Here is a 15,269-nt window from a genome sequence, read left to right on the forward strand (position 1 = left end):
GTTGAGGCCGAAAGATCAGCCGGTTTTCAGCGCGATCTGCTTCCAGATCGACGTTTCATCAAAAAGGACATATTCGCGGCGCAGGCCCCACGGGCCGAATTCGGCATGGGCCGCTCCCATGACATAGACGTCGGCACCGGTCGGCTCGCCAAAGACACCCCAGCCGTCATGCCTGCCGTGAAGCGACCAGCGCAGCGCCGCACGCGGCGGCATCATCGGATCGTCGCGGCCGATCTGGTGCTCGATCTTGAAGGCAGCAGAAGGAAAGCTTGCCCGAAGCCCCATCCAGAAGCGGTCGGCATCGCCAAAGGAATAGCCGTTGACCCCGCCCGGATAGGCGAGTTGGCAGGCGCGGTCATATTCGGCTTCGATCGCCGCCATGTCCGCACCCATCACACGCGTCAGGATGTCCGCGTATTTCGCGCCCCATTCGTTGTCGTTGCCGGTACCTTTGTAGGGGCCGGGTTTGTCGATCCCGGGCGAGAAGGGCCTGACACAGGCGTCCGGACCACCTTCGCGTTCGATCAGCTCATGCGCATAGGTTTTGGGGTCCCACCCCATCTGGCGCACGATCGCCCCCTGGTCACGGATCAGCCATTCGTCGTTGATCTGGTTGTTGATGGCATGGCAGTCGGCAATGATCCGATATTGCAGCTTCTTGCCCGTCGCCTTGCCATAGACACCATCACCCAGATGGGTCGCAGTGGAGATGATCCGGTGAGAAGACAGCATGCCCTCTTCCGGTGTGCCGGACCAGATGACGTCTTCCCCGAGCAGCGTACGGTCCGGAAACTCGGCCAGCGTCGCCATGGTCGCCCCGATCACGTCCCTGTTGCCGACAACGACCGAGGCCGGAGAGCGGACGACGATATCGTCCGAGTAATAGTGATGCAGGGTTGCGATCTTGCGATCTTCCCAGATCTCCTTGGTGATCCCGATGATGTAGTCGGGAAAATCGGACCAGCGCGGGTCAAAGCCTTTCATCGGGCCATCCTTCGGGTATGCGGGCGGAACCGCGGATCATCAGCGGCCCGTCGATCTTGATTTTCTGAACATCCTGACTGCCCTCCTCGATCCAGCCGAGCAGGGTCGACACGGTGGCTTCGACCATCCGGTTGGAGGGCTGGCGCAGGGTCGTGAGGTCATAGGAGGGCCAGGCAGCAAGCGGCACATCGTCGTAGCCGACCACGGAGACATCACCTGGCACGCTGAGCTTCAATTCAAATCTCAGCACGTCCATGACGGCAAAGGCCATGTGGTCGTTGCCGACAAAAACAGCGTCGGGCCGGTCCTTGACGGAAAACATCTCGCGGGCAGCTGCAGCTGCTGTTTCGCGCTTGTACATGCCGTCCGTGCAGGCGACGAGCTCCAGCCCGGCGTCTTTCAGCCCAGCCCGGAACCCGGCCTCGCGATCCCGGCCCGTGGAGGAACCGGACCAGCCGGCAACATGTGCAATGCGCTTGTGACCACCGGCGGCCAGAAACTCGGCAATCTTGCGGCCGCCCTCGAAATTGTCGGAGGTCACCTGATTGAGCCGCTCGTCATCCTGGCCCCGGTTGAACAGGACCACCGGGACGCCGGCCGCGGCGCAGCGGGCCGCCAGCGCATTGGACATGCCGACAGACGCGGTGATGATGCCGTCGACCTGGTAGTCCAGCAGCTCGCCCATCACCTTGTCTATATTGCCCTCGTCGTTGGAGACCATGAAGACAAGGATGTGATAGCCATGCGCCTGCAGCGCATTGGAGAGCTTCTCCAGGGCGTCCGGATAGAACTGGTTTTCCAGATAGGCCACCACCAGTCCGATGATGCGCGAACGCCCTGTAATCAGTGATCGGGCGAGGACATTTGGCCGGTAACCCAGTTCCTCGGCAGCCTTCAGAACCTTTTCTGCCATCTTCGGCGAGACGGACGCGCCCGGGGTGAATACGCGACTGACCGCCGACTGGCTGACACCGGCTTTCTTGGCGACTTCGATGGAGGTGACCTTTTCGCTGCTCATCAGTCCGCCGTCCAGCCTCCATCGACCAGAAGCGAGGTGCCCGTCACCAGGGCAGACGCATCGCTGGCGAGGTAGCGCACCGCGCCCATGATGTCTTCAACCGTTCCGGTACGGCCCAGCTTGATCTTTTCCTCGATCCACCTGACGCGGTCCGGATTGTCGAAAGTCGCTTCGGTGAAAGGCGTTCGGATGAAGGTCGGGCAGATCGTGTTCACTCGGATCTGCTTCGGCCCGAGTTCCAAGGCCATCGCCTTGGTAAAGCCCTCGACAGCAAACTTCGACGCGCAATAGACAGCCCGGTCGACGCCGCCAACATGGGCCATCTGGGAAGACATGTTGATCAAGGATCCGGGCTTGCCGGCGTCAATCAGGCCCTTGGCGACACATTGGGTGACAAAAAAGGCGCCGCGCAGATTGACGTTCATCACCGCGTCGAAATCCTCCGGCGTCGTTTCCGTGGCCGGTGAATGCCGCGCGACGCCTGCGCTGTTGACGAGCACATCGAATGGACCGCGATCGGCAACGCTGACCTCCACCTCCAACACATCGGCAACATCGAGTTGAAGCGCGGAGGCTGTCCAGCCCCGAGCCGTCATCGCTTCGACCGCCTCTTTCAGCTTGTCCTCCCGCCGGGCCGCCAGCACCACGTCGCCGCCGGCCTCTGCCAGTGCCGTGGCGCAGGCAAGGCCAATGCCGGAAGATGCGCCCGTCACAAGAACGCGTTTGCCGCTGAGGTCAAAACTCGGGGTGGAGGGTAGGTCGATCATGACAAGGCAACTCCGGTTTCTGGATCAAAGCCCGCGCGGGCCTTGTTGAATTCCCGGAGCCGATTGAAAACGTCAACACCCAATTGCTGGTAAGCGTCCAGAAGATCGACCAGCACCCAGTTCTCCCGGATCAGTCCGTTTTCAAGTCGCCAGAAATCCAGGCTGCGCATCGTGATCCGCTTGCCGGACGGCGCAATGCCCATCCAGCCGTCATGGGTCACGGTCTGGATCATGTTGGGCCAGCCAGTCACGGCTGCATACTCGCGGTCGCCGAAGAAGTGGTAAGTGATTTCGTCCACGTACTGACCGCGATCCGGCATGCCGTTCAGGAACGGGATCTGGTGCCAGTTGCGAAAGCCCTTGATACCGCGCCCGGTGCCAATGCCCGACGGGCCGTACCAGCTCATGCGCGGATGCCAGAATTTCGGCATTTCCATCACTTCCGGACCACCCTGGGACGGGTGCCGCTTCAGATGTTCCAGCATGTCGATGATGTGCTGGCAGGTCCTAGCGCCTGCTGCCTCGTCATATGGTCCCGGCACGATCCCGTCTTCAGTCGCCGGCCCCGGCACATGCCACTCACGTCCAAGGGTCGGCGCCATCGGCCAGGCCCCGGCCTGCATCATGACTTCCGGAATGTCCCAGAGCGCCTGAAACTCGACCACCTTGCCATCGACAAAGCGGTAGAACTCGTGAAAACGCATGGCCACCTGATGGCCCGTCGCCGGGATGTCCAGCCACGGCCTTTCGAAAGACCCGGTGTAATAGCCGCCGCAACCGACCCAGTCATGTCCTTCCGGTGTTGGACCGGCCATGACGATCGTGTCGCGCCGTTCCAGATCCGGGATGGCCTTGAAGAGCGCCGCATAGGCGCCATCGTAAAAGGCGTCCGGCCCGACCATGTCGCCAAACGGATGGCACAGCCGGAAGAGTGCATCGGGTGCACACAGGTCCAACAGCGCGCTGCGCACCGTCACTTCCTCAAAATCATACATGGCAGCCCTGAGTGGGGCGATCAGCGCCTTGTGGGCCGTATGTCTGTCAGTCGTCATGCACCGGGCACTTTCATGTTCCAGAAATCGACCATCACGCCGGACTGGTAAGCCGGGCGCGCACAGAGGCGGTCGTAATAGGCCTTCAGGCCCGGAAGATCCGCGCGATCAAAATCGAGCTCGTAATACCGGTAGAGCAGCCCACCGATCTGGTAATCGACCAGATTAAGCGTGTCACCGCCGATAAACGGGCCTTCAATCAACCCGTCGACAATGGTCATCGACTGTTTCAGACCGGCTTCGGCCTGGGCAATTGCAGAATGGTTCCGGTCTTCGACCGTCGTGCGCACCATTTGCCAGAAGATCGTCGGAATGAGCGGTACATAAATGTGCTGCCGGGACATGTCCGCCCACCGTTCGATCCGGGCGGCGGCCATCGGGTCGCTAGGATGCCCGCCATAGCGCCGCATGAGGTAGCGCAGGATCGTCACCGCCTCCGAGATGACCTGCCCATCTTCTTCCAGGACAGGAACGAGCCCGAGCGGGTTCATTGCCAGGAACTCCGGCGTATCATTCCCGCCAAAGGGGCCGCCGACATCCAGGCGGGTATACTCGACACCCAGTTCTTCCAGACACCAGACAACGGGCTGAACATTTGCGGACGACAGACGTCCATGAACGGTGATCATTCTGCTGCTTCTCCGTAAGGTACGTTGCCGCCTCCATAGCGACGCACCCGAATATTGGCCTGTTCGGCATGACCGACAAAACCCTCAAGCATGCAGAGCCTCGAACAATAGGCACCGATCTCGGCAGCCGCCTCGTCCGTCAGCACCTTCTGGTAGGAATGGGTCTTCAGGAACTTGCCGACCCACAGCCCGCCCGTGTAGCGGCCTGCCTTCTTGGTCGGCAGCGTGTGATTGGTGCCGATCACCTTGTCGCCATTGGCCACATTCGTGCGCGCGCCCAGGAACAAGGCGCCATAGCAGGTCATGTTTTCCAGGAACCAGTCGTCCCGGTCGGTCATTACCTGCACATGCTCAGACGCAATGTCATCGGCAACGGCCAGCATTTCGTCATAGCTGTCGCAGAGAATGACCTCGCCATAGTCCTCCCAGGACTTGGCGGCCGTGTCAGCGGTCGGCAGGATCTTCAGGAGCCGGTCAATCTCGGCCAGGGTCTCGGTCGCCAGCTTTCGCGAATTTGTCACCAGGACCGCAGGCGAATTGTAGCCGTGCTCGGCCTGACCGAGCAGATCCGTCGCGCACATTTCCGCATCAACGGTTTCGTCGGCGATTACCATCGTTTCGGTGGGACCTGCAAAGAGATCAATCCCGACCCGGCCGAACAGCTGCCGCTTGGCTTCGGCAACAAAGGCATTGCCCGGCCCGACCAGCATATGAACCGGATCGATCGTCTCCGTGCCGATTGCCATGGCCCCGACGGCCTGAATGCCGCCCAGGACATAGATCTCGTGCGCACCGCCCAGATGCATCGCGGCGATCACGGCCGGGTTCGGCGCGCCCTTGAACGGCGGCGTTGCCGCGATGATCCGCGGAACCTTCGCAACGGAGGCCGTGGCGACGGACATATGGGCTGAGGCCACCATCGGGAACTTGCCCCCAGGCACATAACAACCGACGGACTGAACCGGGATGTTCTTGTGGCCCAGGATCACGCCCGGCATCGTCTCGACTTCGATGTCCAGCATCGAGTCGCGCTGCGCCTGCGCAAACTTGCGGACCTGGTCCTGGGCAAACTTGATGTCCGCCATGTCCCGGTCGGAAACCTGGTTCATCAGCGCATCAATCTCGGACTGCGTCAGACGGAATGTTTGCGGTGAGTAATTGTCGAACTTTTCCGACAGGTCTCGAACCGCGGCATCGCCCCTGGTTTCGATCTCCTTGAGCGTTCCCTCCACGATGGAGCGAACCTTGGCATCGTCTTCGGACCGTTCGGCTTCGGGCTTGCCGCGCTTCAGATACTCAATCGCCATGTTTCTTCCCTTTCAGGACACCGGCTCGAGATCTTCTTTCCCTGAACCTCTGTTGCCGCTGCCCGCAGTGTTAAGTCCAAATTGCATACGTATGCAGAACAATCAAGCGCCTTTTCCGAAAATGCCGGAAAGACGCCTAAGTCTTTTGTCACGCGGCCTTTTCCGGCGCGGGTGGCGTGCGTTCGCCCCGGTCAAAAGCTTCCCAGCCTTCTCCGTTGAAAACATCGCGGCCGAGCTGGGCGAGCACATGCGGGAAATCGACCATGACCCAGTTGTTGACGATCTTGCCGTCGACAACTTTCCAGAAATCCATGTAACGGATCTCGACCCGCTTGCCGGTCGGCGCGATGCCCATGAATTCACCGGAATGCGTGGCTTCCTGCCGGCCGAAGGCAGCCGCCCATTCCCCCATGTAGAGCCGTGCTTCGTCGACACAGACCTTGTCCGAAAAAGCGGCCTGAAACGGCTTTTGCCAATTGTCCTGAAATTCCTTCAGGCCCGTCTTGGTGCCGCAACCGGCATTGCCGAGCCAGCGGAAGCCTTCGGAGAAGAACTCGCCGATATCCGCAATCCGGTGATCATTGAGACCATCGACCATGCCTTCGATGACGCGGCGCGTCTCGTCGGTCTTGCTCATATCCGTGTCGCGGCTCAAGACCGCCTGTTCGGGACGGGATCCCTTCATGTGTCACCTTTTGAACTTCGTGTTTGAAGCCTCACCGCACTAGCCTTTCACGGCCCCTGCGGTCAGGCCGGAAACGATCTGGCGCTGGAAGATCATGATCAGCAGGAACAGCGGGGCGATAATGGAGACAGCTGCTGCCACGGCCTCGACCTGATCCGTTGTCGTGGTTTCCCGGTTGAAGTAACCGGCAATGGCCGGAACCATCGTCTGGTTCTGGGCATCCAGAAGCAGCGAGCAGACCAGATAGTCGTTGTAGGCCAGGAGGAAACTGAACAGACCTGTGGTGATGACGCCCGGCCACATCACCGGCATGATCACCCAGCGAAACGCCTGGAAATGCGTGCAGCCATCCACCCGCGCCGCCTCGTCGAGCTCGTTCGGAATGTTCTGGAAGAACGAGCGCAGCATCCAGATCGTGAAAGGCTGGTTGATCGACACCAGCACCGCGATCACGGCCCAGGGCTTTCCGTAGAGCGTCGGAGCAGCGTCGCCCAGCAGCGGCCGGAGGATCTCCGCCGAGTTGATGAACGGCGGCAGGTAGCCAGCAACCAGGACTGAGTGCGGCAGCGCGCGGAAGATGAGCGCGATGATCAGGATCCAGAAGGCAAGGCTCGACCCGGAGCGCGCCAGTCCGTACCCCGCCAGAGTGCCGACCGTCAGCGAGACCGTGACCACCCCGACCGTGATGATCAGCGAATTGATGAAATTCTCGTAGAAGGCGTTTTCGAACCAGACCGCGCTGTAATGCTCTGTCGTCAGGCCGAGGATCGGCTCGCCGATCGGACCCAGCACGGAATTCACGGCCGACAAAAGTGGAGGCAGGATACCGGCGAAGACGATCAGGAAGCCGAGCGCAAACACAAGAGCGCCAATGATCCAGCCCGGCACGATCAGGTGCGGCGGTGAAAACTGCTTGACCAGTCTCGGCAGGGTCGTGGTCGCCAGTCGGAATGTGTACCAGAGTGCGGCGAGCCCTACGACAATGCTGACAATCGACAGGCCGCGCCCGGTTGCCACCGTCTCGGGTCCGAAGACCACGTCCAATGGATTGGAGGCAAAGGCGTCGACCGGATCCTTGAAGCTCATCACCGCGATCCAGAAGATCGGGAAGGCGGCGAGCAGGCACCAGAAGGCCAGGAACCCGGCGGAGGACAGGCGCAGCGCCATCGGCTGCTGCATGGATTTCGGCAGGCTCATACCTTTCCTCCCTTGTGATCACGCCAGGTCTTGCGCAGGAGCGGCACAAGCAGCACGACGATCCCGATCATGGTGAGCATGGCGCTGGCCGACGCCCGTGAGATGGACCGGTTGCCGCTGTCATCCGGCGTCAGAAGGTCATAGGTGAGCCACTGCAGCGAGATCCGGTAGGCCTGGCTGGAGAAGCCGACGATTTCCTCGAACACCCGGTAGGAATCCATCAGGTGAATGAGCGAGATGAAGACGATCAGCGGCATCAGATGCGGAATGATGACGTAGCGCAAACGCTCCCAGCGGCTGGCGCCATCGATCACCGCCGATTCCAGCGTGTCTTGGTTCACGGTCTGAAGGCCGGCATAGAAAACAACAAAGGCAAAGGGCGCGACGTGCCAGACCCGGTAGAACATCATCAGGAGCTCGATGGTCCAGCCCTGCGCGAACATGGCGATGTCGCGTGCCAGCCACCATTCCAGGAAGGCCGTCATGATGCCGTCGCCGATGAACAGCCAGCGGATGGACAGGGCACCGATCACCGGGGTGATGATGAAGGGCAGCAGCGATACGAAGATGATGGGGCCACGTATCATGCGGGTGGCATTGTTGACCGTCACGGCGATCACCAGCCCGACACCGATCACGAGGGGAAGCGTGACCAGCGTGAAGGTGAGGGTAAAGCGCAGCGCCTTCCAGAAGTCGATGGTCAGCAGTGCTCTGAAATCAAGGGCCGATAGCGCCGCCCAGGCCCGGTCGGGCTCCAGCACATTCACGTAGCTTTCCAGACCGACATATTTGACCGCGGTGACGATCTTGCCATCGTCGCCCAGAACAGGCTGGGTTTTTGTTTCCGTGACACATGTCTGGGTCGGAAAGCCGGGCGTGCAGGTTTCCACTTCAACCGTCTCGAAGATCGGTTGCGTAACGTAGAAGCTCTGCATGAAAACGCTGATCAAGGGCGCCGCGATGAAGAGCAGCATGAGAAAGATGGACGGGCCGACAAATGCGGCAAATGTCTTGAATTTCACGCTGCCCTCCCCGGTTGGTGCCTGATGGTTTTGAACGGGGGCAAGACTGCCCCCATCCTGATCGTGAAAAGATCCCGCCGGTTACTGGATCAGACCGGCTTCCTTGGCGGAGGTCGTGTAGGCTGCGGCAATGTCCTTCAATGTGGTTTCCGCATCCTTGGCACCTGTCAGGTAGTCGGCAACGCCATTGCCGAGCGCCGTGTGCATCAGGCCCATCTGCGAGCTGGCCGGGTAAGGCAGCGCACCGGCTTCAGCGGTCTGAACAACACCGAGTGCCAACGGACCGGGTTCATAGCCCTGCACCAGCCAGACAGCGGCATCATTGTTGGCTTTCACCATTTCCGGCGTCAGGCCGTTCATGGCCACGCGGAACGCGGCTTCGGCTTCTTCATCCGAAATGTTCTTGGCGATGACCAGACCGTCCCACCAGAGCGTCGATGCAGCCCGTGCATTGGCGGTCGGCGCACCGGCCATCTTCACCTTGCCAACGACCTGGGATTCATTCGGATCATCCATGGCACCGGCCCGCGAGGCCCAGAGGTTGGCCATGGCGATCTTGCCCTGCTGGAACTGCTGCTGCACATAGGTGCTGTCGGACACCAGATATTCCGGGTCCATGTACTCGGTCAGCTTCTTCAGCATCTCAAGAGATGCGACGCCTTCCGCGTTCTCGATGGTCGGGCTGTTGTCGTCGGCAAAGAAGGTGCCGCCCATGCCCAGATACATGTTGACGAATTCTTCGCCAAGGTTCCATCCGGTCTTGAACGTTCCACCGATCGGATAGTCGACGACACCGGCTTCCTTGATCTTGGCGGCCGCCGCCAGAACCTCGTCATAGGTCTTCGGCACCGGAAGGCCAAGGTCGGTCAGGATGTCTTCGCGGTACATCAGATGCTGGGCGTTAACCATCATGGCAACGGCCATGACCTTGCCGTCGATCTTGATCAACTGGTTCGGCGTCAGGTTCTGACCGTATTTGGCAACAAGGTCGTCGAGCGGACGAACGGTGCCTTCATTCAACAGCGGCACCAGCGTGCCGTTGGCAACGCCGCCGATCTGGTACAGGGACGGATCCGCAGCAAACGCTGCCGGCTGCTTCTTGCGGAACTCCTGGTCGAGCTCGGCCTCGAAGTCACCGCATTTTGACATGAATTCCGTCACAGCCTTCCAGGCTTCAAAGCCTGCGGACAGCGATTTCACCGGAACGGTGTTTTCAAAATCACAGGCGCTTGCCGCGCCGGTCACGGCCAGTGACATTGCACCGGCAAGAAGCAGTTTCTTTATCATCTGTCAGGTCTCCCTGCTGTTCCACGCGCCTCTTGGCGCCACTCTGGTTGGGTTGGCTTTAAGCCGGGTGGACGGGTTTAGGCGTAGATGCGCGCGCCCGTCTCGTGATGAAAGAGGTGGCAGATCTCTGCCGGGATATGCAGCCCGACGGTTTCGTCGATCTCGATGCGGTAGTCCTTGTTGGCCTTGACCGAGACCATCGCGCCACCAGCCTTGACTGTAATCATCGTGGCGTCGCCAAGCAGTTCCATCGTGTAGACGGGGGCGTTGATTTCAGCGCTGGCGCTTGACTGGGCAACGGCGGCATCCTCGGCTCTGAAGCCCAGAGTGACAGGACCGTCCGGCCCGTTCAGACCGCTGATGGAAACATGCTCACCGGTAAATGTGCCGCCCTGAAGGGTTCCTTCCATCAGGTTCATTGCGGGAGATCCGATGAACCCGGCCACGAATGTGTTGGCCGGCTTGTCATAGATGTCCGTCGGCGTTCCGACCTGCTGAATGATGCCGCGTTTCATGACGACAACGCGGTCGGCCAGGGTCATCGCCTCGATCTGGTCATGCGTGACATAGATCGTCGTGACCTTGAGTTCATGCTGCAGGTTCTTGATCTGCGCGCGGGTCGAGACCCGGAGCTTGGCATCGAGATTCGAAAGCGGTTCATCCATCAGGAAGACATTCGGCTCGCGAACGATCGCGCGTGCCAGTGCAACCCGCTGCCGCTGCCCCCCGGACAGTTCCGCCGGCTTGCGGTGCAGAAACTCGCGCAGCTCCACCATGTCGGCTGCCCGCATCACCCGCTCATCATGGCTCGCCGGATCCACCTTCCGCACTTTCAGCGGGAAGCGGATGTTCTCGTAGACATTCATGTTGGGATAAAGGCCGTAGGACTGAAACACCATCGCAATGTCCCGGTCCTTCGGATCGAGATCGTTCACGACCCTGTCGCCGATCACGATCTCACCATCCGTGGCATCCTCCAGCCCGGCGATCATGCGCATGGTGGTGGTCTTGCCGCAGCCGGACGGGCCGAGGAGAACGAGAAATTCACGATCGGCTATCGTCAGGTCGAAATTATCGACGCCGACAAATGCACCCCATCGCTTCGACACATTCTTGAGCTGGATTTCAGCCACAGCGTCCCCCTCTTGATCGTCCGCCGGCTAAGTTTGCATTCCTATGCAAAGTAGCTAGACACAGAGATAAGACTTTGGCAATGATTTTTTGCATACGAATGCAAAATAGTGCCTAGGCACCATCTTCGACTTTCATGCTAGGTTTGACCATGTCCGATTTCAGGCACGCGCCGCACGCTTTTCTCAACGCGATTTTCGATCCCGCTTCCAGCAACGAGAAGGATCTGTTTTCCAGACACTTGCGCGACGACGTGATTTTTGATGTCGCCTGTCCTGTCAATCGCCTGCAGGGCCGGGAAGCCGTCATCGAAGAGTTCTACACTCCGCTGAAGCGCGCGCTCACCAACGCCCGCCGGCGGGACGAAATTTTCATCGGCGGCCCCAACCGCCGGGCCCCGGGTGGGCACTGGATCGCCAGCGTCACGCACTATCTCGGAAATTTCGACGAGCCTCTCTTTGGCGTGAAACAATCCGGTCATCTCGCCTTCCTGCGGTCCGGAGAATTCTACCGGATCGAAGCGGACGGCCGGATCTCTGAAGCGAAGATCATCATCGATCTTCTCGACCTGATGCGGCAGGCCGGGCGCTTTCCCCTGCCGCACATGCTTGGAACGGAAATGCTGTTTCCGGGCCCGGCAACCCATGACGGTATCTTGCCGAAGGACCAGGCAGACGGCGAAAAGACGCTCGATCTCTGTGAAACCATGCTCGCAGACCTCAAGGCCTTCGACCCTGAAACCTTTAGCTCAAAAGGCCAAACCGGCGACGACGGCTATTGGCATGACGACATGCTCTGGTACGGCCCGGGAGGCATCGGCTCCAACTACCGCTGGAGCGGTTTCGAAAAGGACCACCGTGCCGCATTCCTCACCGCGTTTCCGGACCGCGTCGGCGGCGATCACTACTGCCGGATCGGCGATGGCAACTACGCCGCCGTCAGCGGCTGGCCCTCCATGACCATGACCCACAGAGGCGACTACCTGGGTGTTCCGGCAACCGGCAAGTCCCTGACCCTGCGCGTCATGGATTTCTATCGCTGTGCCAACACGAAGATCATGGAGAACTGGGTGATGCTCGACTATCTTGACCTCTTCCACCAGATGGGACGGGACCTGATTGCCGAACAGGGTTGAGCAAACAGGGAACTCGGCTGTCCTCACAGGAGATCTGGATCGTTTCGTCTCCGCCCCGAAGTCCCGAACCTCGTAGGCAGTGTGTTTCGCCCCCTATCATAACGGCTGACACGCACCTTTCTTCGTTCTGCCAAGGCGCCAGGACTAGCCTCCTGATTGGGAAACGCTTATGAGCTGAGAGGCAGCGACGGCACAGGCGCCTGGCTGTGGACCTTATACCGCGACCCAAAGGGCCGTGGCACGAACTCGAGGCGTCATTCGAGATGGAAATGATTGTTTTTATTGGCCTTCAGGGAAGCGGGAAGTCCAGTTTCTATCAGAAATCGTTTTCAGGCAGCCATGTTCGGCTGAACCTCGACATGCTCAAGACAAGACGCCGGGAACAGGCACTTTTTGAGACCTGCCTTGAGGTAGGCCAGCGGTTCGTGATCGACAACACCAACCCTGGCCCGGAAGATCGTCTGCGCTACCTCCTCCCGGCGACTGCAGCCCGATTTAATTGCCTTGCTTACTATTTCAACGTGCCGCTGGAGACCTGCCTGGAACGCAACGCGGGCAGAACGGGCAAATCGCGCATCCCGGACAAGGGCATCCTCGCGACAGCCAGAAAACTCGCGGCGCCCCGACCGGACGAAGGCTTCAGCGAGATCTACGTCGTTGACGCTGACGGGCATGCGGTGAAACAGGGGCAGACCAATGCGATTTGATGTCTTTGATCAGAAGATGCGTCAGTTTGAGAACAGTCTCGACCAGCCAGTCCCAGATTCCGACTGGATAGTCCTTAGACTGGATGGCCGCGGCTTTACACGCCTGACCAAGGACCTGATCGATCTTGACAAGCCGTTTGACCTCAGGTTTCACCGCGCCATGCAGGCCACGTGTGAACATCTGATGGATGCCGGCCCCAATTTCAAACTCTGTTATACCCAGAGCGACGAGATCTCCCTGCTGATGAAAGGCACGGACGTGCCCTTCGCCGGCAAGACCCGAAAGCTGAACTCCGTGCATGCAGGTGAGGCCAGCGCCTGTTTTTCGCTGAAGATCGGTCGGCCCTGTGCCTTTGACTGCAGGGTAATTCCACTGCCTGAAACCGAAGACGCAGTCGATTATTTCCGCTGGCGCCAGGAAGACGCCAGACGGAATAGCCTGACAGCTTTTTGCTATTGGCACCTGAGAAGTCTCGACCTCTCCCCCAATGCAGCCGATGAGCAAATGAACGGAATGTCGACGGCACAAAAACTGGACCTGCTGGACCAACACGGTATCGACTATGCCGACCAGCCAGACTGGATGCGGATCGGGGCGTTCCTTGCCCGCGAATCCATCAAGACCCTAGGCATGGATCCTCGCAGCGGAACTACCAGCACCGCGCTTCGCAACAGACTGGTCTGGCTTGAGCACACGCCGGAAGGCCAGGCTGTTGCGAACCTGGTAGCCGATACCTGCAACGACGCCTGAGTTTCAGAGCGTTTTATCCCCAAAACGTCAATAAGCCCGTCGCGTTTTGCGGCCGGGCTTTTCTGATTTGGTTTTGTGAGCAGGATTTTATGTTGTCTTTGCTCCATTGCGCCTTCGTGCTTCGCCCTTGTCGTGAACCGGCAATCGGGCCTATCCGGCCCTTTTTGCAAGGTCCGCCTCCTGTCTCCACTGACCGAATACGACAACAGCCCCACCCCTTACGGGATGAGGCTGTTATCGAATTTGGTTTTGTGAGCAGGCTTTGATTGTTTTCTGCCCGGTTGCGTCGGGCTTTGCCCTCCTTGTGGGGCCCCGGTCATGTTAAAATCTGTATCCGTTACCAACAAAAAAGCCCGGCTTGTGGCCGGGTTATTTGTTGGTTGCGGGAGCAGGATTTGAACCTGCGACCTTCAGGTTATGAGCCTGACGAGCTACCGGGCTGCTCCATCCCGCGTTATTTTTTGGTTCCGGGTTACCGAAGTATCCAGGAGGGGCTTTTTTTGTGCCCGGACATTTTTGCTTTGTTTGTCCTCGGCTTTCGCCTTCGGGCAAACGGGTCTGCTCCATGGTGCCAGCACCCTGGTGCGTTGAGCTATGAGGTGCTGGGATCCGGATTGACCGGCAAGAGGTTTCATCGTTGAGCAACAAACTGCGATTTGCAGGCCTGGCGGCGACCTACTCTCCCACACCTTAAGATGCAGTACCATTGGCGCTGGGGAGTTTCACGGCCGAGTTCGGGATGGGATCGGGTGGGGGCTCCCCGCAGTGGCCACCAGGCCGGCGAAGCGCAGTTTGCTATTCCCTCACGGCCGCACCGCGCTTTTCAAGCGCTGGCCTGCGGGAGCGCGTCCTGACCGGACGACGGCCGCTTGGCCTTGCGAAGCTTTCGCTTCGAACTGTGTTTCCATGAGGGGTAAAACTGGTCTTGTTTTTGATCATTTCAGGCGCGCTCAAGTAGTCCAAAGGACGATAGCGCACTTAAGATGATCTTTTAGATGCGCGGAGCGCATCTAAAAGATGAACATTGATTAATGAGAGCGATCAAGCCGAACGAGCTATTAGTAAAGCTAAGCTTCATGTGTTGCCACACTTCCACACGCTTCCTATCGACGTGGTGGTCTTCCACGGCTCTTCAGGGAGAACTGGTTTTGAGGTGGGTTTCCCGCTTAGATGCTTTCAGCGGTTATCCCTTCCGTACATAGCTACCCTGCAATGCGGCTGGCGCCACAACAGGTCCACCAGAGGTACGTCCATCCCGGTCCTCTCGTACTAGGGACAGATCCTCTCAATTCTCCTACACCCACGGCAGATAGGGACCGAACTGTCTCGCGACGTTCTGAACCCAACTCACGTACCACTTTAATTGGCGAACAGCCAAACCCTTGGGACCTGCTCCAGCCCCAGGATGTGATGAGTCGACATCGAGGTGCCAAACAATGCCGTCGATATGGACTCTTGGGCATCATCAGCCTGTTATCCCCGGCGTACCTTTTATCCGTTGAGCGATGGCCCTTCCACGAGGGACCACCGGATCACTATGGCCGTCTTTCGACTCTGCTCGACTTGTCAGTCTCGCAGTCAGGCAGGCTTATGCCAT

14 protein-coding genes, 1 tRNA gene and 2 rRNA genes (1 of these 17 cut by a window edge) are annotated in these 15,269 nt (G+C 59.4%); 3 read left to right on the top strand and 14 right to left on the bottom strand.

Annotated features, from left to right (window positions below; all coding sequences use genetic code 11):
• Positions 1–15 precede the first annotated feature (15 nt).
• The 11 genes from CHH27_RS16735 to CHH27_RS16785 form a co-directional block, all read right to left on the bottom strand.
• On the bottom strand, positions 16–984 hold the full coding sequence (locus CHH27_RS16735; RefSeq protein ID WP_094072594.1) for an ester cyclase: 969 nt from the start codon (positions 982–984) through the stop codon (positions 16–18).
• The gene (locus tag CHH27_RS16740; protein WP_094072595.1) at positions 971–2,002 is read right to left on the bottom strand and encodes a LacI family DNA-binding transcriptional regulator; all 1,032 of its coding nucleotides are present in this window, start codon (positions 2,000–2,002) and stop codon (positions 971–973) included. The genes CHH27_RS16735 and CHH27_RS16740 overlap by 14 nt, the downstream gene beginning before the upstream one ends.
• Positions 2,002–2,769, bottom strand: a complete 768-nt coding sequence (locus tag CHH27_RS16745; protein ID WP_094072596.1) for an SDR family NAD(P)-dependent oxidoreductase — start codon at positions 2,767–2,769, stop codon at positions 2,002–2,004. Before CHH27_RS16745 ends, CHH27_RS16740 begins: the two co-directional genes overlap by 1 nt.
• A complete protein-coding gene (locus tag CHH27_RS16750) occupies positions 2,766–3,821 on the bottom strand; it encodes an ester cyclase (protein WP_094072597.1) in 1,056 nt (351 codons plus the stop codon). Before CHH27_RS16750 ends, CHH27_RS16745 begins: the two co-directional genes overlap by 4 nt.
• Positions 3,818–4,450, bottom strand: a complete 633-nt coding sequence (locus tag CHH27_RS16755) for a glutathione S-transferase family protein (RefSeq protein WP_094072598.1) — start codon at positions 4,448–4,450, stop codon at positions 3,818–3,820. Before CHH27_RS16755 ends, CHH27_RS16750 begins: the two co-directional genes overlap by 4 nt.
• Positions 4,447–5,757 (bottom strand): histidinol dehydrogenase, encoded by a 1,311-nt coding sequence (gene hisD, locus CHH27_RS16760; protein ID WP_094072599.1) that lies wholly within the window; start codon positions 5,755–5,757, stop codon positions 4,447–4,449. The genes CHH27_RS16755 and hisD overlap by 4 nt, the downstream gene beginning before the upstream one ends.
• A 148-nt stretch (positions 5,758–5,905) precedes the next feature.
• On the bottom strand, positions 5,906–6,442 hold the full coding sequence (locus CHH27_RS16765) for an ester cyclase (protein WP_094072600.1): 537 nt from the start codon (positions 6,440–6,442) through the stop codon (positions 5,906–5,908).
• Positions 6,443–6,481: 39 nt separating this feature from the next.
• Positions 6,482–7,639 (bottom strand): carbohydrate ABC transporter permease, encoded by a 1,158-nt coding sequence (locus tag CHH27_RS16770; protein WP_094072601.1) that lies wholly within the window; start codon positions 7,637–7,639, stop codon positions 6,482–6,484.
• Complete coding sequence (locus CHH27_RS16775) at positions 7,636–8,661, bottom strand: carbohydrate ABC transporter permease (protein WP_094072602.1); 1,026 nt, start codon at positions 8,659–8,661, stop codon at positions 7,636–7,638. The genes CHH27_RS16770 and CHH27_RS16775 overlap by 4 nt, the downstream gene beginning before the upstream one ends.
• An 81-nt stretch (positions 8,662–8,742) precedes the next feature.
• Positions 8,743–9,948 (bottom strand): ABC transporter substrate-binding protein, encoded by a 1,206-nt coding sequence (locus CHH27_RS16780; RefSeq protein WP_094072603.1) that lies wholly within the window; start codon positions 9,946–9,948, stop codon positions 8,743–8,745.
• Positions 9,949–10,025: 77 nt separating this feature from the next.
• Positions 10,026–11,081, bottom strand: coding sequence for an ABC transporter ATP-binding protein (locus CHH27_RS16785; RefSeq protein WP_094072604.1), 1,056 nt, complete (start codon positions 11,079–11,081; stop codon positions 10,026–10,028).
• 149 nt (positions 11,082–11,230) lie between these two features.
• Here CHH27_RS16785 and CHH27_RS16790 point away from each other — a divergent pair, with 149 nt between their 5' ends.
• The 3 genes from CHH27_RS16790 to CHH27_RS16800 all read left to right on the top strand — a co-directional run bounded on the left by CHH27_RS16790 (position 11,231) and on the right by CHH27_RS16800 (position 13,672).
• Positions 11,231–12,214, top strand: a complete 984-nt coding sequence (locus CHH27_RS16790; protein WP_094072605.1) for an ester cyclase — start codon at positions 11,231–11,233, stop codon at positions 12,212–12,214.
• Positions 12,215–12,420: 206 nt separating this feature from the next.
• The gene (locus CHH27_RS16795) at positions 12,421–12,921 is read left to right on the top strand and encodes an AAA family ATPase (RefSeq protein ID WP_198338238.1); all 501 of its coding nucleotides are present in this window, start codon (positions 12,421–12,423) and stop codon (positions 12,919–12,921) included.
• Complete coding sequence (locus tag CHH27_RS16800; RefSeq protein ID WP_094072607.1) at positions 12,911–13,672, top strand: tRNA(His) guanylyltransferase Thg1 family protein; 762 nt, start codon at positions 12,911–12,913, stop codon at positions 13,670–13,672. The genes CHH27_RS16795 and CHH27_RS16800 overlap by 11 nt, the downstream gene beginning before the upstream one ends.
• A gap of 377 nt (positions 13,673–14,049) precedes the next feature.
• Here the strand turns inward: CHH27_RS16800 and CHH27_RS16805 are convergent.
• The 3 genes from CHH27_RS16805 to CHH27_RS16815 form a co-directional block, all read right to left on the bottom strand.
• Positions 14,050–14,126: transfer RNA gene (locus tag CHH27_RS16805), tRNA-Met, on the bottom strand.
• 208 nt (positions 14,127–14,334) lie between these two features.
• Positions 14,335–14,449: ribosomal RNA gene (rrf, locus tag CHH27_RS16810) — 5S ribosomal RNA — on the bottom strand.
• Between the two features lie 260 nt (positions 14,450–14,709).
• Positions 14,710–15,269, bottom strand: a 23S ribosomal RNA gene (locus tag CHH27_RS16815); it runs 2,160 nt beyond the window's last position.

Origin of the sequence: Labrenzia sp. VG12 (genome assembly GCF_002237595.1) — a bacterium.
Classification (GTDB): Bacteria; Pseudomonadota; Alphaproteobacteria; order Rhizobiales; family Stappiaceae; genus Roseibium.